The organism is Bacillus sp. GC_Bacil_1, from assembly GCF_026540675.1.
Lineage (GTDB): Bacteria > Bacillota > Bacilli > Bacillales > Bacillaceae_G > Bacillus_A > Bacillus_A cereus.
The window spans coordinates 45,386-69,973 of sequence record NZ_JALNUG010000007.1; the positions used below are offsets into that span (position 1 = coordinate 45,386).

A 24,588-nucleotide genomic window follows, 5' to 3' on the forward strand; every position below is an offset into this window, starting at 1 on the left:
CTTGGTTAGGAACGAAGAGAGTTGCTATTAATAAAAGTTCAATTGGTTTCGCTCTCTACATCATTACGCATCAGCGATAAAAAATAGCGCATGCTAATCTTTTTATCGAGGAAGCTTAATTTGTTTATTTTCTCTTGATTCTTTGTATAAAACGATTGTGCTTCCAATTACTTGAACGATTTCAGCACGTGCACCTTTTGCAAGTTCTTCCGCAACCTCACGGCGATCAAATTCACAGTTTTGTAATACGCTCACTTTAAATAGTTCACGAACTTCTAACGCTTCTCCAATTTGTTTTACCATATTTTCATTTACTCCGCCTTTTCCTACTTGAAAAATTGGTGTTAAATGATGTGCTTGTGCACGTAAAAATCTTTTTTGTTTTCCTGTTAACATATATGTTAGCCTCCAAGCTTTTCTATAACTAATTGTTTCATTCGATTAATATTTGGTACACGTCCTGTCCACATTTCAAATGCAAGTGCTCCTTGATAAACAAACATATCAATACCATTTTGAATGATTGCGCCTTGCTCTTTTGCCTCACATAAAATTTTCGTTTCAAATGGATTATAAATTATATCTGATACAATCGTTCCTTTTTTTAACGAACACATTTGTAATGGCGTATGTTCGACGTGTGGATGCATACCTATCGTTGTCGTCTGAATGATAATATCATAATTTCCTTGTTCTTCTGTCGCTTTTTCTAACGACAAAGCAACAGAATTAACATCGGCCGTACGTGCAGCAATAAGTTCTTTCGCCTTATCTACTGTACGATTGGCTACATCAATCTCTTTTACACCTACATCAGCAAGAGAAAAATAAATAGCTCGGCTAGCACCACCTGCACCAAGTAACAAAATACATTTCCCTTGAAGTGGTTCATTACTAATTGACTGCAGCGCTCGAACAAAACCAATTCCATCTGTGTTGTAGCCAATTAACCTTCCATTCTTATGAACCACTGTATTTACTGCACCGATTTTCCTTGCCAATGGATCAATCTCATCCAAATACTCCATGATAGCAACCTTGTGCGGAGTTGTTACATTAAATCCTGAAATACCTAATGCTTTTAAACCTCTTACTGCTTCCCCTAGCGCTTCCTCTTCAACAAGGAATGCATGATAATGGGCATCCATATTCAAGTGTTCAAATGCATCGTTATGCATAACGGGTGATAATGAATGTCCAATTGGATTTCCAATTACACCATATAATTGTTTCATAAATCCCTCTCCATATTAAATTAAAGATTTACGTAGTGAAACACTTACTCCTTTTGGTACGTGTGCAACAATTTTTGCGCCTGGTTCGTTCACAGTAACCCATCCTAATCCAGAGAATACAACATCCGTCTTTGGTTCACGAATATTAAATTCGTATTTCACTAACTCAGGCATATTTGCTAATTCTTCTGGCGTTGGCGGGCTTAGTAAATCTCCAGCATGATTTTTATATAATTCATCTGCTTTCTCAAGCTTTGTACGATGGATTGTTAAACGATTCGAGAAGTGACAAGTAAACGCACGACGACCACCACTTACATAATCAAAACGTGCCAATCCACTAAAGAATAACGTTTGTTCTTCATTTAATTGGAATACCATCGGCTTAATTTCTTTTGTTGGTGTAATAAGCTTTAAGCTTTGCTTCCCAACATAATGAGCCATTTGGTGGTGGTTAATAATACCTGGCGTATCATATAAAGAAGATTCTTCGTCTAATGGAATATCAATTAAATCCAGTGTTGTTCCTGGGAAATGAGATGTTGTAATTACATTTTCAGTCTCATCACTAAATTCTTTAATCATACGATTAATAAATGTCGATTTCCCTACATTCGTACATCCAACAACGTAAACATCTTTGCCGCCGCGATAATACTCAATAGCATCTGCTAGTTCAGCAATTCCTTGTCCCTTCGCTGCACTAATTAAAAAGACATCTTCTGGTTTTAATCCTAGCTGCTTTGCACTATAGCGCATCCAATGCTTTACTTTATCATGTTTTACTGACTTTGGAATTAAATCAGCTTTATTTCCAACAAGTAATACTTTATTATTCCCTACGAAACGATGTAAGCCAGGTAACCAGCTACCATTAAAATCAAAAATATCTACAATTTTGACTACTAATGCATCTGATTTTCCAATTCCATTTAAAATGCGTAGGAAGTCATCATCTGTTAACGATACATCTTGAATTTCATTGTAATGCTTCAAGCGAAAACAACGTTGACAAATGACTTGTTCTTTTTCTAAAGATGAGGCAGGAGCATACCCCACTTCGTTTTTATTTTCTGTTTGAATTTCTACACCGCAACCAATACATTTAATTGTTTCAGTCAAACTTTATTCCTCCCAGTTAATTAAACCTTTTTTCTTCATATTTTTCATGATTCTTCGTTCAATTTTCCGATTAAAGCGCGTCACTAATCCGTCCGTTTGTGCTACCGGTACAACTAAAATTGTATGAAGCCCTACTCGGTTTCCACCAAGCACATCAGTCAGTAACTGATCTCCAATTACTACAACTTCCTCTGCCTGCAGATGCATCTCTTGTATCGCACGCTTAAACGCTCGAACAAATGGTTTACGTGCACTATGAATAAATGGAATACCTAATGGGTCAGCAAAATCTTTTACACGTTGCTCATTATTATTTGAAACAACCGTTACTTGGATGCCTTGCTCTTTCATTTTTAAGAACCATTCTTCAAGTTGCGGGGTTGCATTTGGACGATCCCATTCAATTAAAGTGTTATCTAAATCAGTAATAACACCTTTAATCCCACGTTTTTTTAAATCTTCTGGTTGAACATGATATACATTTTTCACGTATTCATTTGGTAAAAATAGTTTCAATTTCTTTCACCTCTTTGAGGATTTTTCATAAAATTTTTCGACAACATTTTTCGATATATAACCTGTGGATAAAATTGTACACATTTTCCACATTAATTTTTCAGTTAATTTGGAATTTACTAACAAACTATACACACTTTATCCACCTAGGTATGTGGATAACCACTCGTTTGTGACTGTCATATTTTTTTGGTACATTAAATGCATCAACGAATCAATCCTTATATTATTAGGAGGTGACTCACCTTGAAAACAAAACATATGGAACAGTTATCCACTGAGTTACTCACTGAGTCTTATTATAAAGCAAAAGAACTAAAATTAAATCCCGACTTCATTTTACTTATAAAACAAGAAATCATTAGACGCTCATTAGAGGACAAGCTTGTCAAATCTTCTTGATTATATATAAAGTGAAAGTTTAATCAGCCCGTACCAATCAAACAGTTACAGGATACATTATTGAATGCCCTGTAAAAAGAGCCATCCTACGATGGCTCTCGAATAAACAAGTACTCCCATCTAGGGGATTTCATCATTAAGTATCTTTGCCCATAACTCTTACTTACGGTTATAAAAGCGTTTCTTTATTTATGAGCTAATCGAGTAGCTATTTTTTCACCAAGACGCAGCTCTTGCCCACTCTTTAATTCCTGCACTACTTCTATCATATCTTTTTCAAACAATAACACAACTGTTGAACCAAATGTAAAGTATGCCATTTCTTCACCTTTTTGAACAGTGTCTCTCTCATGCAAAAGCTCAATACTATTAACAAACATGGCCCCTACTTTTACAAGAGCCATATGTTCGCCATCACTGCTTACTTCTGTAACAGAACGATAATTTTTTGACAACGGTTCTTTCCCATATTCCATACCAGCTGCATTTACCGGATACGATTTTCTACCGAGTGCAAATCTTTCAGTCACAGAACCAGAAAGCGGACTATGAATGCGATGATAGTGACTTGGACTCAAATAAATTACCATATATGTACCGCCTGCATATCGCGTTGCACGTTCCTCATTACCTAGCATATCCACAATTGAATAGCGCTTTCCTTTAATATCAAATGTTTTTGTATCCTCAATAGGACCATAATCTGCAAAAACACCATCAACAGGACTAACAATACTCGATGCATCTGTATCAATACTACGCTTTCCTTCTTTTAGCTTACGCGTAAATAATTCATGCAACGTTCTATATTCCTTCAAACCCTTTTCCATCTCATCTTGATTAATTTGAAAAACTTTCGCATACGATGGAATAATGATAGAGCTCAAACGAGATTGTGCAAATTTACGTAATATATAAGAAGTAAAGCGACCATTTGTAAGTTCTATCATAAGTCGATATAATGTACGTCGCAAATTGCGAAACCCCCTAATCAGTCTATAACTTTAGTTTTCCCTTATTTTCTTTCTATATCATACGTAAAATTGGTTCTTATTCCCACATATCATATAAAGCAGCCTTATTATACATACAGAAAACTAAGTATGGTATTATTCTTAAATTATTTAGCACCTTCTAATATTACAGATAGAATCCGTCATTTTCAACAGTGAACATGTATTTCTTCTTAGCATAACGCGTTTTCTTTTCTTATTTACAATAAGAAAAGCAGCCTATTTTAAAATATGGCTGCTTCTAATACACTTTACTCTTTCGCTTTTTTCTCTTTCTCTGCCCTTACAAACTCGTGGAACATTTTCATTAAAGCACGCTTTTCGATCCGTGATACGTAACTTCTAGAAATGCCAAGCGCCTTAGCGATTTCCCGCTGTGTTTTCTCCTTATCTAGCCCAAGTCCAAAACGTTTCACAATCACTTCTTTTTCTCTTTCGTCTAAAATATCGATATACTCTTTAATTTTTTCTAACTCCATACTAAGCTGAATCATATCAATTACATCTTCAGACTCTGATTTTAATATATCAATAAGCGATATTTCATTGCCCTCTTTATCTTGCCCGATCGGATCATGAAGTGAAACATCTTTTTTCGTTTTCTTTAGTACACGTAAATGCATCAAAATTTCATTTTCAATACAGCGTGCTGCATACGTCGCAAGCTTCGTTCCCTTTCCTGCAGAATAGCTCTCGATCGCTTTAATGAGCCCGATCGTACCAATTGAAATTAAATCTTCTGCATCTTCTCCTGTGTTCTCAAATTTTTTAACGATATGAGCTACAAGCCGTAAATTATGTTCAATTAAAAGATTTCTCGCTTGAGCATCACCTTGCTCCATTAACTCTAAGTACTTTCTCTCATCATCTGATGATAACGGCTGCGGAAACGCATTATTTTTCACATAAGAAACAAAGACAAACACTTCTCGAACCATATATCCAATTGCGGCGAATAGACTCAAACCTTTCACCTCCGCCAAAATAGTGGTCTTTATTATGTGTATGTGGGCTTGAGGTTGTTTGTGTCTGTACAGTTTATTTATAAAACTCAACACTTCCAACATTTAAAATATTTTATTGTTATATTATAATTATATAAAATTGTTATTTATATATGAATATGCTATTAAAGGGGAAACTATTCATGCTTACATTAGATCGATTATTAAATGTAACAATTTATTTAGGGGTATTTTTACTTTTCATTTCGTTCATTACTTTTGTTATTAAGAGAGGGCCTGATTTATTATTTTTTCAATTTGGAATTTCTTTGTTTTTTGGAGCTCAAATTATAATTGGAATGAAATTTTTTCATAATTATGGTTTCTCCTTTCACTCAAAACTAGAACTACTTATCTTTATTTTCTATGTAATTGGATTTATTACATGTATACTACTGTTCTTTAACTTTCAAAATCCGTATCGAATTTTTTTATTAATTTGTAGTTTTTTATTTTTAACTGGATCCAATTATTACTTTAAAGAAACATTAAATTTTAGTAAAAAAACTCCAAAGCAACATAAAACTTTTTTAAGTACACAAGAAGACTCTTTTCCAAAAGAAGTCCGTAAATTTTCAGAGGATTACAATAACATAATAAGGAATGATTTTTATGAAATACCGATGATTCCTACTGAATTACAGATTACAAGCAAAAAACATTCTTCCCATAGTACATCTTTCTTAGTTGAACTTTATAATAGCGAGAATGAAATTACTGATGACTCTGTACAATTAACTCCATCAGACCGTTTTTATATACTGTTAAATACACAAAAAACAAAAATATCAAAAATAGTATATGAAGGGCAAAATTTTTTCACATTAACAGTCACACTAAAGGCTCTTAATTTACAGCAAGAACCAGAAATTCATAATATGTTTTTAGAAATAGATAAACGTAGAGCGATGAATCTTCTTAATTTTGAAATTAAAGCCCATACTAAAGAATGGAAAGTAACATTTAAAAGTGATAATTCTTCTTCCAATCTTCCTATCACATTTAATTTTGAAAAACGAACAGGCAAATTATAAAAATAAAAAGAGTTATTTTCTTTGAAAAATAACTCTTTTTACTTTACTTACTCCAAATCTTTCTCCCAGTTTGGGCATCAATATAACGAATTTCCCGACTACAATCAAAAGGTTCTTTATGTTTTTCATCTGTCGTTTGTTTGTACAGTAGTTTGTATTTCGTTTCCTCTGCATCATGATCTACAAACCATTCTAATTTAACTCGGATAGCCTCTCTGTATATTTCTAACGCTTTTTCTTTTGTTACTTTTGGTGTTGTTTCATATGCAAGTAATTCTTTTATAAAGTTGCCAGACTCTCCAGAGTAGTGCATCACAGCACCATTTTCTGCATTGATGTTGATCATAATATATTTCCGCTCTACATGAATGTCATTTACATAGATTGAAAAGGAAAACCTCTCTATCCCCTCTTCCTCCTCATAATTATCCCAAAGTTGAACATACTTTGTCGCATCTGGGATAATATGCTCTAAAAATTGAAGTGCCTTGCTTAAACATTGCTCTCTCGATAAGATTGTTTTCCTTTTTTTCTCATCCTTCCACATAAAAAAAGAAAGCAATTGATTTGTTTCTTTATCTAGAGTAATTACAACGAATTCATCATGTTTCAACATTGGAAAATGTTTTTTATAAAACTCATCCATTGAATATGAATCCTTCTCTTCTATTTCTTTTTGTAATTCTTCTTTTAATACAAATTTTATCCGGACTTCATCCTCATCTACTTTTTCATCTATTTTGACAAACTTCTCCTTGTCCCAATCAAATAAATCAAACACATCTTTTTTTTGACTACTCTTTAGCGGTTTATCAACAAGTACTGTAGAAGGTAATTTATAGTGTTCTGGCCCATATAAATCTTTACCTGTACTTGCATCAATAAACGCATGACTAGGCTCTGGTTCATATACAAGATGGTACCCTTTTACTTCTTCCCCGTTTTCATACTCACATGAAGAGTATGTTAAATCTACAAATACAAGTCTCATATCTTGTCTAGCTTTCAAATTTTCTAAAACGATATTCTCCCCAACAATTTCACTTGGCCATAACGGTTTTTTCTCTATGGCTTTTTGTCCATTGTAATGAAAATGCACAACATTATCTGAAGGGTGCACTCGCACAACACACCCAGTATTCGGCAATGGATAGCTATTCACTTCTTGCATATAATTTACTTCTTTCCAACCGCGCCTGTCGCCCTTAACCGTTACATATGTATAGAATTCATATCCTTCTTTTGTATATTTTTTTAAGAATGTATTTGCAACCTCTCTTGCTTTATTCTCCTCTATCGCTCCCTTATCACTCGAAAAAGAATTTCCATCATCTATCCTAAATTCAATTAAATTACCAGTATGTCTATTTAATGTAATTTGTATCTGTTTCTCCTCATCATCTTTATGTCCCCACCATAATAGATGATACGGGTCATCAACCCCTTCTTGATCATCTACAACAAGCCTATATTCATCTGGAATTTCAATAATATGAGCTACGTGCTCTTTTCTTTCTTTATCTTTTTGATTCACCATGCCCTCTCCTTTGTTACAATTTAAGGTAATTATAACAAAGAAAACCAAAACTTATTAACAAAAAAAGACTAGAGATATCTCTAGTCTTCTACTTCGTCTCACGATGTAACGTTACTCGCTTTAATCGTGGACAATATTTTTTTAGTTCGATGCGTTCTGGATTGTTTCGTTTATTTTTTTTAGAAATATAATTACGATCACCGCACTCCGTACAAGCTAATGTAATATTTACACGCATAGGTAATTCTCCTTTCTTTCAAAGATCGCAAACTAAAACGTAATGATTACGATTTATATATTATAAAACTTCATTCTATTTGTCAATTGCAAAAACAAGAAGATTCTATTTAGAATCCCCTTGTTTTTATAGTTAAATAAATTTTATTAAAACGATTCGTATGTAACAAACTCACTAATTGGCTTTCGATATCCTCTTGGACGAACTTTAGTCGTATCACTTTTCCCTATCGTAATCATTAAAACAGGTATTACATGCTCTGGCATATTTAATTCACTTTGTACTGCTTTTTCATCGAAACCAATCATTGGACATGTATCATATCCATAATATTTAGCTGCGTACATAAAAGTCATCGCACTTAACGAAGCATTTCTAATCGCTTCATCCTCCATGAAACGCTCTCCTTTCCCTTCATATAAACCTTTCGTTTGTCTAATGGTATCTTCATATTCGCATTCATCAATCATTTTTAAAACTTTCATACCGAAGTAAATATTTTCAACATTTTGGTATGCTCTTTTATCACCACAAACGAGCACTACCGCTGATGCACTCGATACTTTATATTGACCGAACGCTAATTCTTTTAATCTTTCTTTTCGCTCTTGATCACGAATTACAACATAATGTGTGTGCTGCAAATTATAGCAAGATGGAGAAAGCTTAGTTAACTCAAATATTTTTTTAAAATCCTCATCAGGGATTTCTATACCTTGTATAAATTTCATTGCAGAACGTCTAGCAATTGCTAATTCTTCAAAGTTCACCATATATCCTCCTTAATAACTATAAATTTAAATATACATTAATTTATACAAATAGATAAAACAAATGAAAACACTTTAAATCCGAATAATAATTATGATTAACAGTAAAAAAGACAAAAAGCTGAAACAATTAGTTCATACGAAATTCACACGAATCTATTACTATAGAAATTGTACATAGTGAACTTATTAACAATCACGTTTATTTATATAGAATCTTACTCGAAAGGAGTTGAAAGTATGAAAACTAAATATCGCTTTATGATCTCATCATTTGTCGCTTGTGCTTATATGATTTGGTATTTAGTATAATAACAACCTCACTTGTAAATAGGAAAAGGTGTGTATATAAATGGAATATAATCAATCAACAGTTAACTACTGGAAAGCTTTTGTATTACCATATACATTTGCTTTAGAAGAGTTAAAAACTAAATTTGAAATTATGAACCGGGAAGCTCAATTTTTAGAGGATTACAACCCGTTTGAACATATAAAAACAAGACTAAAACAACCTGAAAGTATTATTAAAAAGCTTGAACGTAAAAATTTATTACCGACAGTTGAAAATGCCCAAACGCATTTACAAGATATTATTGGTATTCGTATTACATGTTGCTTCGTAGAAGATATTTATCATTTAAAAGAAGTCATTCAAAAGCGTGAAGATATGGAAATCATAGAGGTAAAAGATTATATCGCTAATCCAAAGGGAAACGGTTATAAAAGTTTACACATGATTATTAAATATCCTTTATCACTGAATTCTGGTACAAAAGATGTATTTGCAGAAATTCAGTTACGTACACTGGCAATGGACTTTTGGGCAAGTTTAGAACACAAACTTTATTATAAATATGAAGGGAAAATACCGGAGTATTTAAAAGATGAACTACATGATGCAGCAATGAAAGCTGAAGATCTTGATAATAAAATGGCCACAATTCGTCAAGATATTGATGATATTGAGGCATGCTCAAATCAAATTATGCTACCACTATAAAAAAAGGTTCTCGCCAATGAGAACCTTTTTTGTACCATTTTTTAGAAGTGCGACTCCCACACTTATTAAAGTTTCACGTTATTTTTTCTCTATCGTGCGAACCTCTTCAATCTTCCATTTCTCATCTTCTTTTCCAAGAGCGTACTGTACTTTCTTTTGAAGAGTGACACTATCGTCTACTTCCTTTTCTTTCGTTTCAACAATAACATACCCTACTTTACTAGCTTTCATATCTATATGTTCCAATTCAATCTTCTTATTTCCCTTTTGAAATGCGGCTTCTTTTTGTGTTTTTAAGTCTTCAGCACTAGGCATCTTCTTTGAAAATAACTCCATATGTTCTGCAAGATTTTTTTCATTCGTCGTTCGCACAAATGTAGTAATAACATCTTGAATAGATTTCTCTTCTTCTTTTGTTATTTGTACCTTTTCCTCAGTTTTTTTAGTAGTAAATTTTTGTTCTACGTTATTCTCTTCTTGTTGACATCCAACTAGTAATACTACAAATACTAGAAGGAATCTTAATTTCCTAAATATTTTTTCCATATTCCCAACTCCTAAAAAGAAAAGTGAGGCATTTCGCCTCACTTTCGCTCTTAATTAACGTCTTCCTTTATTCGGATCGCCACCGCCAACAATATCAAAGACACGTTTCGCTATATTTGTATTCTCTTGAACGCCTGAGAATAAGTATTTACCTGGACCAAATGCATACACGTTCACATCTTCCCCTGTATGTCCACCAGTTGTCCAGCCTGTAACCGAGCGCTTATTGAAAATATCTTCAATTGCATTATCAATCTTTGTTACATCTTTTGACGGAGCTATATCATTTACAGCTTGAATTTCTTCTGGAGTTAATTGTAAATCAATATACTTTTTCAATGTTTCTTCTACATTTGCACCTTTTGCAATCTCATTTGCCATAAAGTCTGGTGTGCGTTTTGCAGCTTTAATTGGATCTACTTTAAAGTTATACTCGCCATTGGCCCCTAAAGATAATCCACCTGTAGCGTGGTCTGCCGTTGCAACAACTAACGTATTTTTATCTTTTTCCGCAAACTCAATCGCTGCTTTGAAAGCTTTTTCGAAGTCTTCCATTTCACTCATTGCACCAACGATATCATTATCATGTCCAGCCCAGTCGATTTGACTTCCTTCCACCATTAAGAAGAAACCATTTTTATTTTTGTTCAAACGCTCAATTGCTGCATTAGTCATTTCTTCTAATGAAGGTGTTTTATCATTACGGTCAATCATTTTATCTAATCCACCTGGTGCAAATAAACCAAGAATTTGATCATTTTTATCATTTAACAATTGATCTCGATCCGTTACATAGCTATAACCAGATTTCTTAAACTCTTCTGTAAGATTACGATCTTTTCTAACAAAGTTCTTTACGCCGCCGCCAAGCATAACATCTACTTTATGCTTCCCTTTAATTTTCTCATCAAAATAATCATTTGCAATTGCGTCCATATTTTTACGGCTAATGTCATGCGCACCGAAAGCAGCTGGTGTTGCATGTGTAATTTCAGAAGTTGCAACAAGTCCCGTTGATTTCCCTTTTTCTTTCGCTTGCTCAAGAACCGTTTTCACTTCCGCTTTATCATTATCAACTGCAATTGCAGCATTATATGTTTTAATCCCTGCTGACATAGCTGTTGCTGCTGATGCAGAGTCTGTAATATTTTCATGCTCATCTTCTGGGTATGTTTTTTGTGTTCCTACAAGATGCTTATCAAATTCTGTAGATTCCATTTCAAAGGTTTTTGGATTATCTTTCATATAACGGTGAGCCGTCATATATGAAGGGCCCATACCATCCCCAATTAATACGATAACATTTTTAATCTTTGCATTGCTTCCGTTCTCATCTGCATTAACCTCACTAGAACGAGTAAAATTCCATGTTGCTACCGAAGTAACTGCTAATGATGCCACAACTGCAAATGGCCATGCTTTTTTCACAAACTTTTTCACTGTCTTGTCCCCCTAATTAGGTTATTCATTTCCCACTATCAAATTTAATGGAAGACTATTAAGAGAAAATTAGCTGTATGTAAATTTTTTGTTAACTTATGTAAATATCAGTTATAATTTGTATAACTTTGTCTCTTCGTATCAGCCATCCTGCCCTTTACAATTTAAATATAAACAGGTTGGATTTCATTTAACGTAAATCTCTTTTTTTTACATTTTGACTCTATTTTTATGAAATTAAATAGAAATGCGGTGAGCCTTTATGAAAATAGTAAAGCTAAATGAGTCTTTTATTTTTGAATTACTTAATCTTTGCAAATCTGTTGGATGGTTACACGATGAAATTTTTATGAAAAAGCAATTCAAAATGTATCTTTCTATCGGCACACTTGTAGGTTATATTCATGAAAACAAACTCATTGCGACTGGAGGAGTATTTCCTTTTACAAGTAACTTCACTTCCATTGGTATGTTAATCGTTCACCCTAATTTTCAAGGACGAGGAATAGGGCGCATGTTGCTAAATCATTGCTTGGAACAAATTCATCCAAAACAACCAATTGCACTTATTGCGACAAAAGCTGGCGAACCTCTATACACATCATGTGGATTTCAAACAGCAACAACAATTCATCGTTTTGAAAAGCAAACTACTAAGACGTATCCTTCTCACTTACAACAAGTACGAGAAGAAGACCTTATATCTCTTACTTCTCTTGATCAAATTGCAACTGGTGTGAATCGTTCTCTACTTTACTCTTTGCTATTACCAAGGGCCATACACGCTTTTAAAATTGAAAGAAATAACCGTATAGAAGCTTTTTCATTATGCATACAAAAGGGCAATATATTATGTATCCATCCACTTATCGCCAAGCAAGAAGAAGATGCTATTCAATTATTAAAAAAGATATGTGAATGTTGGAATGGTATAGTACGAATTGATGTCCCACATTCACAATTTATATTTCGTAAATTTCTTCAAACAGAAAATTTCCAAGAAACGCTCCTTTCACCTCTTATGATAAAAAATGGTAGCCAACTTCCTGGAAATCGTAATATGCTATTTGCTATGATAGATACAGCGTTATGTTAGAAAGGAGACACCTAATTGAAGCGATTTAGCTATTTCATGGTAGGTTGTCTTACTCTTACACTATTAGTAGGATGTAGTGCAGCAGAAAAGCCAGTAGAACAAGTAAAGCAAGTGAAAAATACAATTACAGCTAAACTAGCTACCGAGGAAAAAATGGTAGAAATAGATGGTCAAACCATTTACTTTAAAAAGATTGGTAATGAAAAACCACCTTTACTTATGATTCATGGCTTTGGAGGGTCATCAGATGGTTTTCAAAAGATTTACTCCGATTTAGCAAAAGATCATACAATTATTTCTGTAGATGCTTTAGGATTCGGGCGCTCATCTAAGCCAATGGATTTTTATTATTCTTTTCCAACTCATGCAAATTTGTATTATAAATTAATGAAAAAACTAGGGTATGATTCATTCGCAATACTGGGGCATTCCATGGGGGGAGAAATTTCTCTAAATTTAACATATTTATATCCTGAAGCAGTTACTCACCTTATTTTAACTGATGCTACAGGTGGTCCTCATACATTCGTTACTAAACAAGGCTCACCAAAACCACAATTGCCGACTGATTTAAATGCCGTTTCTTCTATTACTGATTATGATGAGAGCAAAGTGAAATTCAAACGTAACGATGAAGAGCATTATAACAAAATGAAACTATGGCCTAGACGTCTTAAAATTAATGCGAATGAAATGAAACAGCCGACTTTAATTATATGGGGCAGAAATGATAGTAGCGTTTCTTGGAAAGAAGGAGAAACGTATCATCAATTCTTAAAAAATAGCACTTTGCATATTATTGAAAAAGGTTATCATGCACCATTTCGCCAAGAACCACAAGAATTTGTCGGGTATGTACAAGACTTCTTTAAGAACAATCCGATCAAAGTTGAAAAATAACATAAACGGGTATCTCATTTTGAGATACCCGTTTTCATATATTAAGCAGCTTGCTTTTGGCGTTTTTGAGTTTTTGATCCTAATACTTTCGGGATAACAAAGCCATCCATTCCAAATTTCCCAGCGTTCATACCGGCAACAAGAACAAACATAGATAAGATAACCATCTCAGGGTTCACACCAATTGACCCACTAAACATATAGGAAAAGTTCATTACAAGACCAAAAAAGACCGCTGTTTTTGTTAAACAGCCTACAATTAAACCAATTCCTACTAAAATTTCTCCCCATGTTACAAGTGTATTAAACAAATCTACATTTGGAATTGCAAATTCTTGTAAGAATGATGCCCACCAAGATTGAACAGCCGGTTGTGCACCTTTAGATTTTTCAATTGCGCCTTGCAAATAACCTGTTGCATCGAATCCTTTTCCTTGTAGTTTACCGATTCCAGCCATTAACCATGTGTAACCAAGATATACTCGAATTACTGCTAATACAAAAGAAACTGCTTTGTTTTCTCTTAAAAATTGAATAACCATATCTTCCTCCTAAAGTTGTAATTAAGCTAGTTACAGATAATATAATAACATTAGTTACTTATTTTTCAAACGTTAATTATGAATAATCTGTGACATGCGTATGAAACATTAAAAACTAACGTTTATATAGTAACTTTTATTACCTGTAAAAACTTGAACATATCATACCACAAGTGATAACCATTTTCATTGAAAAAAACGTAAAAAAAATGTGAGTTAAATGTGAAACACGTTTATTCGAATATAGAATAAACGTGTTTCACACTAATTATAGAATCGAAATGTATGTGTCTCCTCATCAATTAAACTCGCTTCTTGAAACGCTTCTTCTAACGTTTTCCCATGGTTAATAACCCCATAAAATAAGCGTATAGTAAACATAAGTGCTGCATTTCCATCTACATAATCAATCGATCCAATATATGATTTCGCACCACTATGTAAAAAAGATTTTGCAAGTTTTTGCTCCCCTAATGTGCACCCGCTATTTACAATATGTGTATTATGCAATTTTGCATATTTATAAATTTCTGCTTTACCAAAATACCCTCTCGGTTCATCTTGTTCATATACTTCTTCGCCTAACTCTTCCATGACAAACTTCCCTTCTTCACCATGAAAGCAAAAAATAATATAATTAATATCGTTAAATAAGTTCTTTCCAGAAAGAACTTCCACAAAATCTTTCGGTCTACCAATCCAATATGTCACAACTCTTGCACCAAAATACTCAAGAGATGCTCGTATTGATTGCGCCTCTAAATCCGAATTAAAACCAACTACTAATGCAATATTCAACAAACAACCTCCATCCTATAATCAGCCCTTATCAATCAGACTTTTATGGGATAAATCCATTTCATATATACCTGTTTCTTTCAAAAAATCTGATCTAGTTAAAACGACTTTCTGTAAATATTGCCTATATGCTGTAATTGTTCCATCGTGAGATACAATGCAAATTCTTTCCGCACCCAGTTCATAACACCAAAGAAGAAATTCATCTACTATTTGCTGAAAACTATTCTCTGAAATAGTGTTTATACCTTCCTTCCATAACTGATTATTTGAGCTTTTCTCTATCGAAAAATGCGGAAATAACTTTGTTATCATTTCCTGATCTACTATATAATCGCACGGTAATGTTTTCGCTCCTTCTCGATAAGGAAAAATACGCGGAGATACATATGGATGGACTATTTTTTGACAAGCTACTTTCGCACTCCATATTGTCGCCGTTTGTAAAGTTCTAAGTGTAGGACTAACAATTAATATATCCGTTTCTTGTAATGATACATCACGTTGAAGTAATTTAGCTTGAGCCTTTCCTACTCTCGTCAATGGTGGGTCAAACACTTGTAAACTTTCTGTTAAATCCGTTGTATGTTCACCTTCACCATGCCGAACAAAAACGATTTTCATATTCAGTCTCCTCTTACTATAAAATCCTCACACATATTTCTTCCCTATTGCATTCTTTATTCCTGCTGTATAAAAACCGATATGTAAAAAATGTTTGACACGAAGGTTTGTAAAATATTACAACATTACAATATTACATGTAAAATACTTTTTACACCGAAAGGAGAATTACATATATGAAATGGATAATTGTCTTTATTGGAATGATTATATGGGGATATATAAACGGCTTCTTTAGTAGTGATAAAACTGCTAATCCTTGGATTACAGATGATGAACGTGAAACAAAAAGCAATTACGGCAAGCTGGTCCGGTGTTTTTATGTTTTGTACCATTAGCCTCTTAAATAAATGGTTAGGTTTAAGCACAAATGATAAATCACCGTACTTACCAGACCCTATCGCAGCTATTTTAAAGGCAAATGTAGAGTTACAAGTTTTACTCATGCTATTTGTTATGTATGGAATATTTTACTTACATTATCGAAGAAAATTAAGTGCCTAACTTCTAACTCATGATTATCCTCCTAAATGGTTATAGTAATCATGACAAAATGAAAGGAGAGATATAAACATGAGTAACTCGAATGAATTTTTAGATACACTACATGAAAAACAAGCAAAAGATGAACAAAATAGAAAGCGCCAAGGGAACGGAAACCCAGCGAAAAAAAAGCCAAATAAAACACATAAATAACAGTAAAAGACTGCCTAAAACAATCTTTTAGGCAGTTTTTTATTCTTCTTTCACCGAGATAACATTTTCCCAATTCCATTTCTCATAATACCACTCTGGTATATCTACATTTTCAATCCACTTTTTTTCATGTTTTCCATCACTATGAGCTATCCATATATTAGCTTTCTTACGATCTGAACGTATCCATATTAATTGATTGCTCTTCTTCATGAAAATTGGATGATAATCGCCTTGCTTATTAGATGACTTTGTAATTTGATATTGTTTATCGCTTGTGCTATTTATCTCATATAAAGATGGGAATGGCCTTTTTTCTGGCAGAGTTTCAAACCCTCCCTCTTTTGCTCGTGAAACGATAATTACATTATCGTTCTTCCATGTAAAATCCCAATCCACATATCCTTTCGGCGTAAATATTTGCTGCTGGAGTGCTGGCAGTTCTTTTATTTTTAAATGTTTATTCTCTAATGCAACTCTCCCGCTTCCTTCAATATAAGCCAATATGTTTTTTGATGGCGCCCATTTGAACCATTCTGTATTTAATAGCATTTGATCTACTATTTCAAACCGACTACCATCTGCTCGAACTAAGCAAAGCGTATTACTATCAGCTGACCATGAAGCTGTCGGTACCGCTAAAAATGAAATCCACTTTTGATCTGGTGACCACTTAAAGCCACTTGCTACTAGCGCTAGAAAATCATCATGTTCATTTGGCAATGCATACAAATGCTTCATTTTGTGAGGATTCATATGTGCATCTTTTTGCACTTCATATAGCTGAGCCCCTGTCCATCCTGTTGGAAGTAAGTGCGCTTCAGAGGATACAAGAAAGTTCTTTCCATCAGGATACCATGCATAATCACCCACACCAGCCGATACATTTTCAAAATCTGCATTCTTTTTTTCTACATCAAATGTATTCAATGTACCTGTAAATATAAATGCAATTATATTTTCTGTTGGTGACCATTGATAATTCGATGCTTCTGAGTGAAACGGCGTAACTTTCTTTCCATCTTTCAGCCGATATAACTCAAGAATATTTTGTTTCTCCCCTTTTACATATGCCAGCCATTCTCCATCATGTGACCACTTTGGCCCTGTTATGTTCTCTCCTTTTGTAAGTTGTTTTTCTTTCCCATCAACTTTAATCCAAAGGTTATGATGACGAATAAAAGCAACTTTCACACTATTATTTTCTGCGCTAGTAATAGCGATAGAATATAAAAACATAAACAAAACTACACTACCACTTACTATTAGCCTTTTCATACCATCACTCCATTTCCCTCATAGCATTCCTCACTTTCTTCCTACAATATGTGAAAAATATCGATTCGACATAATCAGAAAAAATTTCCCAAGAAACTTTCAATTCATAGAGGATTGGTATGAATTATGTCGAAAGTATAGTTTAGCCAACATTTATATTTATAAGTTCTAACTAAAATGTAAGATTTTATTTCTGAATATTAGCACTTTTTATTAGGGGGAGTATCAATGAAAAAAACTACATCTACACTATTAAGCATGGCGCTTGTCTTTTCTAGTTTTGGAGCTTTAAGCACTCATGCTGAATCACTACAAAAGGAGAAGCAATTTAGTCCACAATTAAAAACAACGATTGAACAGTGGGGAGAACATAAAATTGCTCAAAATGTTGAAACGAAAACAACAAAAGAAATATCAGTAATTGTAGAATTGCAACATGCACCTCTCGCTGCTCAAAGTAATATTCAGCATGCTCCAGATTTACAAAATAGTAATGCGCAGTCTTATCATGCTGAGCTAAAAAAAGCACAAGAAGATACGACTAAGAAAATAAAAGAAAAAGCACCTGGTGCAAAAATTAAAGAAGTGTATAATACGTTATTTTCCGGATTCTCTATTTCAGTTCCTGGAGATCAAATTACCTCTCTTGCCTCTTTACCTGAAGTAAAAGCAGTCTATCCGAACTTAACATATAAATTGCATGAAACATCAAAAAGTACTATTAACGAAGAAGCACCAAATATCGGTGGACCGACAATTGGTGCACCTGAAGCGTGGAATTTAAAAGATCCATCTGGCAAACCGCTTGATGGAAAAGGCATGAAAGTAGCCATTATCGACTCTGGCGTAGACTATACACACCCTGACTTAAAGGCAAATTATATCGGTGGATATGACACGGTTGATGAAGATAGCGATCCAATGGATGGTAACGTACATGGTACTCATGTAGCTGGAATTATTGCGGGTAATGGAAAAATTAAAGGCGTTGCTCCAAACGCTTCTATTCTAGCCTATCGTGTAATGAATGACGGTGGAACTGGTACAACAGATGATATTATCCAAGGGATTGAGCGAGCGATTCAAGATGGTGCAGATGTGTTAAACCTCTCCCTTGGGCAGGATTTAAATGTACCTGATCAGCCTGTAACATTAACGTTAGAACGAGCAGCGAAACTTGGTGTTACTACTGTCGTTTCAAATGGAAATGACGGACCAAAACCTTGGTCTGTTGATGCTCCCGGTAACGCAAGTAGTGTCATTTCTGTTGGAGCATCTACGGTTTCTATCCCGTTTCCAACATTCCAAGTAGCTGGTTCCAGCAAAACATATCAAGGGTTACCGTTATCAAAATCCGATTTTCCAATAGGAAATGATTCCCCTCTTGTATACGTTGGTTATGGCAATCCAAGTGATTATGTAAAACAAGATGTGAAAGGGAAATTCGCACTTATTTTACAAGGTACTTCTAGTACATTAGTAAAAGCAGAACAAGCGAAGCAAGCTGGGGCACTTGGTGTGTTATTAATCTCTAGCGAAAAAGAAATTAATATGATGCCGGAATATTTTTCACGTGAACATCTAGCTGTCCCAGTAATGCAATTATCAAATACAAATGGGGAAGAATTAAAAACTTTAATTACAAAACGAAAGAAAAATATAAAAATTGGACAACCAAAGCAAACAGAACTTATCGGTAACTTTAGTTCAAGAGGACCATCACAAGGAAGTTGGCTAATAAAGCCTGATGTTGTTGCACCTGGAGTACAAATTACTAGTACAGTACCGCGAGGCGGCTATGAATCGCATAACGGAACAAGTATGGCTGCTCCGCAAGTAGCTGGAGCGGTTGCCCTCTTGCGTCAAATGCATCCTGATTGGACGACAGAACAATTGAAAGCGGCTCTTGCTAACAATGCAAAAACATTACATGATGTCAATGAAAATACATACCCTGTTATGGCACAAGGATCAGGTTTAATTAACATTCCGAAAGCAGCTCAAACAAATGTATTAGTAAAACCTAACAATGTCAGCTTTGGTCTTATTAAGCCAAATAGCGGAAAAGTAAAACTGACGCAAAATGTTACATTACAAAACCTTTCTAGTAAAAAGAAAAGTTTTTCAACTCGTGTGGAGTTACTAGATGCAAACACAAACACAAAAGTAAAAGCTTCTGTCCCTTCATCGATTAGCATTCAACCGAATAGTAGTACCGAAAAACCATTTACTATCACTGTAGATAGCTCACTACCACAAGGTGTGTATACTGGAAATGTATATGTAAAAGAACAAGGGGCAAAAGAAGAAATTCGAATTCCATTCACATTTAGTATCGATCCTAAAAATTATAAACGTATCGATGGACTTGAAATTATTAATTCTACTTTTAGCCCAAATGGCGACCACGTACTAGATGATAATCTCATCAACTACTATTTAGTTGCGCCTGTGGATGATGTAACATTGCATGCAAATTTAGTTACGAAAGAACGTGTAACGTATCAAGGGATTATCCATCAAGCTAAAAATGCAACTCCTGGATACAAACCTTTCAAATGGAATGGTACAAAAACCGATGGAACTCCTTTAGCTGACGGGCTATATCAAATCGAAGCAGTTGCTTCTAATTCTGGCGGAGAAACAAAACAAACAGCTGCTGTATTTCTTGATCGAACTGCACCTAAGTTAACATACGAAGTTGACCAAGAAAATCTCGTAATTAGAGGAAAAGTTGATGATATTCTACTAGATTGGATGTAAGAATCTGGTTGGATAGCACCTGGTATTCCAGTGAGAATGCAATATGAAATTAACGGAAATGGTGTATGGGACCAGGCATTCCTGAACCCTTGGGAGAAAAGCTATGACATTTATTTCGATCGCACTCAATTACAAGAAGGGAAAAATACTATTCACATTGTAGCAACTGATGCAGCTGGCAATACCTCTAATTTAACTGTTAATTTAGAAGTGAAATAAAGTGAAACTTTAATCAGTAGAGATTTCGTTCATCCCCACTGATTATTAGCCTTCACCAATCGGGAGTTACGGGCAGTTAATCTCCCATCTCACTTCTTTGCTCCAACCGAATTTTGAGGTAGGAATTTTACTGCTCATTAACACGGGATAAAAAATTTTTGTTGACAATTTTTTTAATATAGTTTTATAATACAAAACATAGTTTAGTTGAACGAATTATATATCGGCTTTGAAGGAATACTAGTAGCGACTTATATCACTGTCTCAGAGAACTGATGGTTGGTGCGAATCAGTACATATACAAGCGTGAATTACAATTCTGGAGCTTCTTTCCCGTAATGCTTTTTATGCATGAAGAGAAAGACGGATCTTTCCGTTATCGTAAAGTGAGTGGTAAACAATTAGTTGTTTACAAATAGGGTGGTACCGCGATTTTTATCGTCCCTATCGGATTTTCCGATAGGGACTTTTTTGCGTCCATCCTCTTACACAATTTCATATATACGCGTTGAAAGAATCGCAGTAGTATCTTATATCCCTGTTACAGAGAGCTAATGGTCGGTGGAAATTAGCACATATATAAGTATGAATTACAATTCTGGAGCTTCTTTTTCGTAGTGCTTTTATGCATGAAGGAAAAGACGGAATTTTTCCGTTATCATTAATTGAGATGTAAGTATATTTTCACTTACAAATAGGGTGGTACCGCGATTCTTTCGCCCCTATCGGATTTTCCGATAGGGGCTTTTTCTATTTCTCACAGAAACAGATGTTAAATAATTCCGAATCTTATGATAAAATTTTATAAGCGCTTACAAATAATGAAGGGAGGTGATACAAGCTATACGAAATCGATATTCAATTTTATAGAAAAAAAGGAGGATGTCTAAATGACAAAGAAAACAGAAATTCCATCGCATTTAAAAACATTCGTATCCACACAACATTATGATCAATACACACCGGTGAATCACGCTGTGTGGCGTTACATTATGAGACAAAATCATAGCTTCTTAAAAGACGTTGCTCATCCAGCCTATGTGAACGGACTACAATCATCTGGTATTAATATAGATGCAATTCCAAAAGTAGAAGAAATGAATGAGTGTTTGGCACCAAGTGGCTGGGGCGCTGTAACGATTGACGGACTTATTCCCGGCGTAGCATTCTTCGATTTTCAAGGACACGGATTACTACCGATCGCAACAGATATTCGGAAAGTAGAAAATATCGAGTACACACCAGCTCCAGATATCGTACACGAAGCCGCAGGACACGCACCGATTTTACTTGATCCTACATATGCAAAATATGTGAAACGTTTTGGGCAAATTGGTGCAAAAGCTTTCTCTACAAAAGAAGAACATGATGCATTTGAAGCTGTTCGTACATTAACGATAGTGAAAGAAAGCCCTACTTCTACTCCTGATGAAGTTAAGGCTGCTGAAAATGCTGTAATTGAAAAACAAAACTTAGTTTCTGGTTTATCAGAAGCTGAACAAATTTCACGTCTTTTCTGGTGGACAGTAGAATATGGATTGATCGGAAATATAGATGATCCAAAGATATATGGTGCTGGTCTCCTTTCTTCTGTTGGCGAAAGCAAACATTGCTTAACAGACGCTGTAGAAAAGGTTCCATTTTCTATCGAAGCATGTATAGGGACAACTTATGACGTAACAAAAATGCAACCACAACTATTTGTTTGTGAATCCTTTGAAGAATTAACAGATGCGCTTGAAACATTTTCTAAAACAATGGCCTTTAAAACAGGTGGAAAAGAAGGTTTAGAAAAAGCAATTCGCTCTGAGAACTATGCAACAGCTGAGCTAAATAGTGGATTACAAATTACAGGTACATTTAGCGAGACAATTGAAAACGATGCAGGTGAATTAATTTACATGCGAACAAATTCGCCAACGGCATTAGCGCTTCATAATAAACAGTTAGCAAATCATTCTACTTCTGTACACAGTGACGGATTTGGAACACCGATTGGATTACTCACTGAAAATATTGCATTAGAAAATTGTACAGACGAACAACTACAATCATTAGGAATTACAATTGGAACTATCGCTGAGTTTACTTTTGCAAGTGGTATTCATGTAAAAGGAACAGTAACAGATATTGTAAAAAACGATAAGAAAATTGCTCTTATTTCCTTTATCGATTGCACAGTTACTTATAACGCCCGCGTTTTATTTGATGCTTCATGGGGCGCATTTGATATGGCTGTTGGCTCACAAATCACTTCAGTATTCCCAGGTGCCGCAGATGCCGCAGCATTTTTCCCAATGGATGAAGAAGTTCACGAAATTCCTGCTCCACTTGTACTGAATGAACTTGAACGTATGTATCAAACAGTTCGAGATATTCGAAGTGAGGGGATTTTACACGACGCGCATATCGATCAATTAGTAGCAATTCAAGAAGTATTAAATAAATTTTATGCGAAAGAATGGTTGCTGCGCCTTGAAGTATTAGAGTTACTTTTAGAGCATAACAAAGGGCATGAAACATCGGCAGCATTACTACATCAACTTTCTACTTTCACAACTGACGAAGCTGTAACACGCCTTATTAACAATGGTCTTGCGTTACTTCCAGTAAAGGATGTGAAAAATGATGCTAAGATTAACTGAAGAACAAGTTCACGAAGAATTATTGAAGGTAGATAAATGGATGGTAAAAGATGAGAAATGGATTGAACGAAAATATATGTTTTCCGACTACTTAAAAGGAGTCGAATTTGTCTCTGAAGCCGCCAAACTATCAGAAGAACATAATCACCATCCATTTATCCTTATCCAGTATAAAGCAGTTATTATTACTTTGTCATCTTGGAATGCAAAAGGTTTAACGAAACTAGATTTTGAGCTTGCAAAACAATTTGATGAACTATTTTTACAAAACGAAAAAGCAATTATAAGAAAATAAAAGGAGAAGCCTTTTTAGGCTTCTCCTTTTATTTTGAAATGGATACAATGTCCAAATGGATCCTCGACTTGTAATATTCCATCTTTGTACGTAGCAATCTTGCCAATATTTTTTAAGCTTTCACATACTTGCTCTTTTTGTTTTTCATTCGCTAGTACAACTGTGAAATATTTCAAACCAACAGAACCTGGCATTTGCGGTGGTACCCCTTCACCTTGCCATGTATTTAAACCGATATGATGATGATAACCACCTGCAGATACGAACAATGCTCCATTACGAGCTGGAATCGTTACTTCAAAACCAAGACCATCAACATAGAAACGTTTCGCTTCCTCTAAATCAGCTACATGAAAATGAATATGCCCCATCACAGTACCAGCTGGAAAGCCATTCCATGTACTTCCTTGCTGTAATAATTCTTCACCAGCTAACGGGTTACTAACAAATGGGAGTTCTCCATTCTCATCACGCCAAACTTCTTTTTGTCGATCATGATAAATTTCAATCCCGTTTCCATCTGGATCAGCTAAATAAAGAGCTTCACTAAAGTAATGATCGGCTCCGCCATGTAGTGGATATACCATCTCTACAAGATGACGAAGAACATTCGCTAAATCCTGTCTACTTGGTAATAAAATTGCGTAATGATATAACCCTGTTCTTCCTCTTTGCTTCGGAAAAGCTTCTTTCTTTTCTTCAATGATAAGAAGTGGTTCATCATTTTCATTCCCAAATGTAACGACTGCTTCTTCTTCTCTTAGCACCTTCATACTTAGTACTTCCGTATAAAACTCTAGTGATTTCTTTACATTAGATACGTATAAATGAACAACATCAAGTGTTGTATCGGGATGAAGTTGAAAACTCAT

At 34.6% G+C, this 24,588-nt stretch carries 24 protein-coding genes, 2 pseudogenes and 2 other annotated features; of the genes and pseudogenes, 10 read left to right on the forward strand and 16 right to left on the reverse strand.

Annotation, left to right across the window (positions count from 1 at the left end; all coding sequences use genetic code 11):
* Positions 1-102 precede the first annotated feature (102 nt).
* From yhbY to OXT04_RS12715, 4 genes are read right to left on the reverse strand one after another with little or no spacing between them, the layout of a single operon-like run.
* The gene (yhbY, locus tag OXT04_RS12700; protein ID WP_000955227.1) at positions 103-396 is read right to left on the reverse strand and encodes a ribosome assembly RNA-binding protein YhbY; all 294 of its coding nucleotides are present in this window, start codon (positions 394-396) and stop codon (positions 103-105) included.
* Between the two features lie 5 nt (positions 397-401).
* Entirely contained in the window at positions 402-1,235 is an 834-nt protein-coding gene (gene aroE / locus OXT04_RS12705; protein WP_267415102.1) for a shikimate dehydrogenase, read from the reverse strand.
* Positions 1,236-1,250: 15 nt separating this feature from the next.
* Positions 1,251-2,357, reverse strand: coding sequence for a ribosome biogenesis GTPase YqeH (gene yqeH / locus OXT04_RS12710; protein WP_000140799.1), 1,107 nt, complete (start codon positions 2,355-2,357; stop codon positions 1,251-1,253).
* 3 nt (positions 2,358-2,360) lie between these two features.
* Positions 2,361-2,873 (reverse strand): YqeG family HAD IIIA-type phosphatase, encoded by a 513-nt coding sequence (locus OXT04_RS12715; RefSeq protein WP_000765307.1) that lies wholly within the window; start codon positions 2,871-2,873, stop codon positions 2,361-2,363.
* A 246-nt stretch (positions 2,874-3,119) separates the two neighbouring features.
* Here OXT04_RS12715 and sda point away from each other — a divergent pair, with 246 nt between their 5' ends.
* A complete protein-coding gene (gene sda / locus OXT04_RS12720; protein WP_000850094.1) occupies positions 3,120-3,275 on the forward strand; it encodes a sporulation histidine kinase inhibitor Sda in 156 nt (51 codons plus the stop codon).
* Positions 3,276-3,460: 185 nt separating this feature from the next.
* Here the strand turns inward: sda and OXT04_RS12725 are convergent, their stop codons facing one another.
* Positions 3,461-4,249 carry a phosphatidylserine decarboxylase gene (locus OXT04_RS12725; RefSeq protein WP_001255005.1) on the reverse strand — a complete coding sequence of 263 codons (789 nt, stop codon included), beginning with the start codon at positions 4,247-4,249 and terminating at the stop codon, positions 3,461-3,463.
* Positions 4,250-4,539: 290 nt separating this feature from the next.
* Positions 4,540-5,253, reverse strand: a complete 714-nt coding sequence (gene sigK / locus OXT04_RS12730; RefSeq protein ID WP_000051382.1) for an RNA polymerase sporulation sigma factor SigK — start codon at positions 5,251-5,253, stop codon at positions 4,540-4,542.
* Positions 5,254-5,405: 152 nt separating this feature from the next.
* On the opposite strand from sigK, the gene OXT04_RS12735 reads away from it, so the two are divergent.
* Positions 5,406-6,326, forward strand: coding sequence for a hypothetical protein (locus tag OXT04_RS12735; protein WP_088022816.1), 921 nt, complete (start codon positions 5,406-5,408; stop codon positions 6,324-6,326).
* Between the two features lie 43 nt (positions 6,327-6,369).
* Here the strand turns inward: OXT04_RS12735 and OXT04_RS12740 are convergent, their stop codons facing one another.
* From OXT04_RS12740 to OXT04_RS12750, 3 genes are all read right to left on the reverse strand, one after another.
* Entirely contained in the window at positions 6,370-7,863 is a 1,494-nt protein-coding gene (locus OXT04_RS12740; protein WP_267415106.1) for a YcdB/YcdC domain-containing protein, read from the reverse strand.
* Between the two features lie 88 nt (positions 7,864-7,951).
* A complete protein-coding gene (rpmG, locus tag OXT04_RS12745) occupies positions 7,952-8,101 on the reverse strand; it encodes a 50S ribosomal protein L33 (RefSeq protein ID WP_001265617.1) in 150 nt (49 codons plus the stop codon).
* Positions 8,102-8,247: 146 nt separating this feature from the next.
* A complete protein-coding gene (locus OXT04_RS12750; RefSeq protein ID WP_000245980.1) occupies positions 8,248-8,874 on the reverse strand; it encodes a nitroreductase family protein in 627 nt (208 codons plus the stop codon).
* Between the two features lie 349 nt (positions 8,875-9,223).
* On the opposite strand from OXT04_RS12750, the gene OXT04_RS12755 reads away from it, so the two are divergent.
* Positions 9,224-9,874 (forward strand): GTP pyrophosphokinase, encoded by a 651-nt coding sequence (locus tag OXT04_RS12755; protein ID WP_000456213.1) that lies wholly within the window; start codon positions 9,224-9,226, stop codon positions 9,872-9,874.
* A 78-nt stretch (positions 9,875-9,952) separates the two neighbouring features.
* Here the strand turns inward: OXT04_RS12755 and OXT04_RS12760 are convergent, their stop codons facing one another.
* Positions 9,953-10,420 carry a hypothetical protein gene (locus tag OXT04_RS12760; RefSeq protein ID WP_053563631.1) on the reverse strand — a complete coding sequence of 156 codons (468 nt, stop codon included), beginning with the start codon at positions 10,418-10,420 and terminating at the stop codon, positions 9,953-9,955.
* A 54-nt stretch (positions 10,421-10,474) separates the two neighbouring features.
* Positions 10,475-11,860 (reverse strand): alkaline phosphatase, encoded by a 1,386-nt coding sequence (locus tag OXT04_RS12765; RefSeq protein WP_267415113.1) that lies wholly within the window; start codon positions 11,858-11,860, stop codon positions 10,475-10,477.
* Positions 11,861-12,122: 262 nt separating this feature from the next.
* Here OXT04_RS12765 and OXT04_RS12770 point away from each other — a divergent pair, with 262 nt between their 5' ends.
* Both OXT04_RS12770 and OXT04_RS12775 read left to right on the forward strand, forming a co-directional pair.
* Entirely contained in the window at positions 12,123-12,956 is an 834-nt protein-coding gene (locus OXT04_RS12770) for a GNAT family N-acetyltransferase (RefSeq protein WP_267415115.1), read from the forward strand.
* 15 nt (positions 12,957-12,971) lie between these two features.
* Positions 12,972-13,856: an alpha/beta fold hydrolase gene (locus OXT04_RS12775; protein WP_000819813.1), complete on the forward strand. Its 885-nt coding sequence runs from the start codon at positions 12,972-12,974 to the stop codon at positions 13,854-13,856.
* 41 nt (positions 13,857-13,897) lie between these two features.
* On the opposite strand, the gene OXT04_RS12780 is transcribed toward OXT04_RS12775, so the two are convergent.
* The 3 genes from OXT04_RS12780 to OXT04_RS12790 all read right to left on the reverse strand — a co-directional run bounded on the left by OXT04_RS12780 (position 13,898) and on the right by OXT04_RS12790 (position 15,820).
* Positions 13,898-14,398: a DoxX family protein gene (locus OXT04_RS12780; protein ID WP_000236608.1), complete on the reverse strand. Its 501-nt coding sequence runs from the start codon at positions 14,396-14,398 to the stop codon at positions 13,898-13,900.
* A gap of 264 nt (positions 14,399-14,662) precedes the next feature.
* Complete coding sequence (locus OXT04_RS12785) at positions 14,663-15,199, reverse strand: hypothetical protein (RefSeq protein ID WP_025118463.1); 537 nt, start codon at positions 15,197-15,199, stop codon at positions 14,663-14,665.
* Between the two features lie 18 nt (positions 15,200-15,217).
* Positions 15,218-15,820: a phosphoglycerate mutase family protein gene (locus OXT04_RS12790; protein ID WP_053563628.1), complete on the reverse strand. Its 603-nt coding sequence runs from the start codon at positions 15,818-15,820 to the stop codon at positions 15,218-15,220.
* Between the two features lie 176 nt (positions 15,821-15,996).
* Between OXT04_RS12790 and OXT04_RS12795 the strand changes: the two are divergent.
* Together OXT04_RS12795 and OXT04_RS12800 are read left to right on the forward strand one after the other, a co-directional pair.
* Positions 15,997-16,324 (forward strand): annotated as a pseudogene (locus OXT04_RS12795) (phosphoglycerate mutase).
* Between the two features lie 69 nt (positions 16,325-16,393).
* The gene (locus tag OXT04_RS12800; RefSeq protein ID WP_000071866.1) at positions 16,394-16,516 is read left to right on the forward strand and encodes a DUF4023 domain-containing protein; all 123 of its coding nucleotides are present in this window, start codon (positions 16,394-16,396) and stop codon (positions 16,514-16,516) included.
* A gap of 39 nt (positions 16,517-16,555) precedes the next feature.
* Here the strand turns inward: OXT04_RS12800 and OXT04_RS12805 are convergent, their stop codons facing one another.
* Positions 16,556-17,794 (reverse strand): TolB family protein, encoded by a 1,239-nt coding sequence (locus OXT04_RS12805; protein WP_267415126.1) that lies wholly within the window; start codon positions 17,792-17,794, stop codon positions 16,556-16,558.
* A 228-nt stretch (positions 17,795-18,022) separates the two neighbouring features.
* Here OXT04_RS12805 and OXT04_RS29730 point away from each other — a divergent pair.
* The 3 genes and pseudogenes from OXT04_RS29730 (at position 18,023) to OXT04_RS12835 (ending at position 23,716) form a co-directional block, all read left to right on the forward strand.
* Positions 18,023-20,776 (forward strand): annotated as a pseudogene (locus OXT04_RS29730) (S8 family serine peptidase).
* 220 nt (positions 20,777-20,996) lie between these two features.
* Positions 20,997-21,225, forward strand: a binding site (T-box leader).
* A gap of 50 nt (positions 21,226-21,275) precedes the next feature.
* Positions 21,276-21,503, forward strand: a binding site (T-box leader).
* A gap of 163 nt (positions 21,504-21,666) precedes the next feature.
* Positions 21,667-23,421 carry an aromatic amino acid hydroxylase gene (locus OXT04_RS12830; RefSeq protein WP_098250897.1) on the forward strand — a complete coding sequence of 585 codons (1,755 nt, stop codon included), beginning with the start codon at positions 21,667-21,669 and terminating at the stop codon, positions 23,419-23,421.
* Positions 23,402-23,716, forward strand: coding sequence for a 4a-hydroxytetrahydrobiopterin dehydratase (locus OXT04_RS12835; protein ID WP_000979553.1), 315 nt, complete (start codon positions 23,402-23,404; stop codon positions 23,714-23,716). The genes OXT04_RS12830 and OXT04_RS12835 overlap by 20 nt, the downstream gene beginning before the upstream one ends.
* Positions 23,717-23,730: 14 nt before the next feature.
* Here the strand turns inward: OXT04_RS12835 and OXT04_RS12840 are convergent, their stop codons facing one another.
* The gene (locus OXT04_RS12840) at positions 23,731-24,588 is read right to left on the reverse strand and encodes a VOC family protein (protein ID WP_000009848.1); all 858 of its coding nucleotides are present in this window, start codon (positions 24,586-24,588) and stop codon (positions 23,731-23,733) included.

Bases quoted from the DNA above. Each gene is read 5' to 3' on its own strand.
- yhbY (WP_000955227.1), bottom strand. From the start codon at position 396: ATGTTAACAGGAAAACAAAAAAGATTTTTACGTGCACAAGCACATCAT.
- aroE (WP_267415102.1), bottom strand. From the start codon at position 1,235: ATGAAACAATTATATGGTGTAATTGGAAATCCAATTGGACATTCATTA.
- OXT04_RS12735 (WP_088022816.1), top strand. From the start codon at position 5,406: ATGAATATGCTATTAAAGGGGAAACTATTCATGCTTACATTAGATCGA.
- OXT04_RS12740 (WP_267415106.1), bottom strand. From the start codon at position 7,863: ATGGTGAATCAAAAAGATAAAGAAAGAAAAGAGCACGTAGCTCATATT.
- rpmG (WP_001265617.1), bottom strand. From the start codon at position 8,101: ATGCGTGTAAATATTACATTAGCTTGTACGGAGTGCGGTGATCGTAAT.
- OXT04_RS12750 (WP_000245980.1), bottom strand. From the start codon at position 8,874: ATGGTGAACTTTGAAGAATTAGCAATTGCTAGACGTTCTGCAATGAAA.
- OXT04_RS12755 (WP_000456213.1), top strand. From the start codon at position 9,224: ATGGAATATAATCAATCAACAGTTAACTACTGGAAAGCTTTTGTATTA.
- OXT04_RS12760 (WP_053563631.1), bottom strand. From the start codon at position 10,420: ATGGAAAAAATATTTAGGAAATTAAGATTCCTTCTAGTATTTGTAGTA.
- OXT04_RS12770 (WP_267415115.1), top strand. From the start codon at position 12,123: ATGAAAATAGTAAAGCTAAATGAGTCTTTTATTTTTGAATTACTTAAT.
- OXT04_RS12780 (WP_000236608.1), bottom strand. From the start codon at position 14,398: ATGGTTATTCAATTTTTAAGAGAAAACAAAGCAGTTTCTTTTGTATTA.
- OXT04_RS12790 (WP_053563628.1), bottom strand. From the start codon at position 15,820: ATGAAAATCGTTTTTGTTCGGCATGGTGAAGGTGAACATACAACGGAT.
- OXT04_RS12800 (WP_000071866.1), top strand. From the start codon at position 16,394: ATGAGTAACTCGAATGAATTTTTAGATACACTACATGAAAAACAAGCA.
- OXT04_RS12805 (WP_267415126.1), bottom strand. From the start codon at position 17,794: ATGAAAAGGCTAATAGTAAGTGGTAGTGTAGTTTTGTTTATGTTTTTA.
- OXT04_RS12830 (WP_098250897.1), top strand. From the start codon at position 21,667: ATGACAAAGAAAACAGAAATTCCATCGCATTTAAAAACATTCGTATCC.
- OXT04_RS12835 (WP_000979553.1), top strand. From the start codon at position 23,402: ATGATGCTAAGATTAACTGAAGAACAAGTTCACGAAGAATTATTGAAG.
- OXT04_RS12840 (WP_000009848.1), bottom strand. From the start codon at position 24,588: ATGAGTTTTCAACTTCATCCCGATACAACACTTGATGTTGTTCATTTA.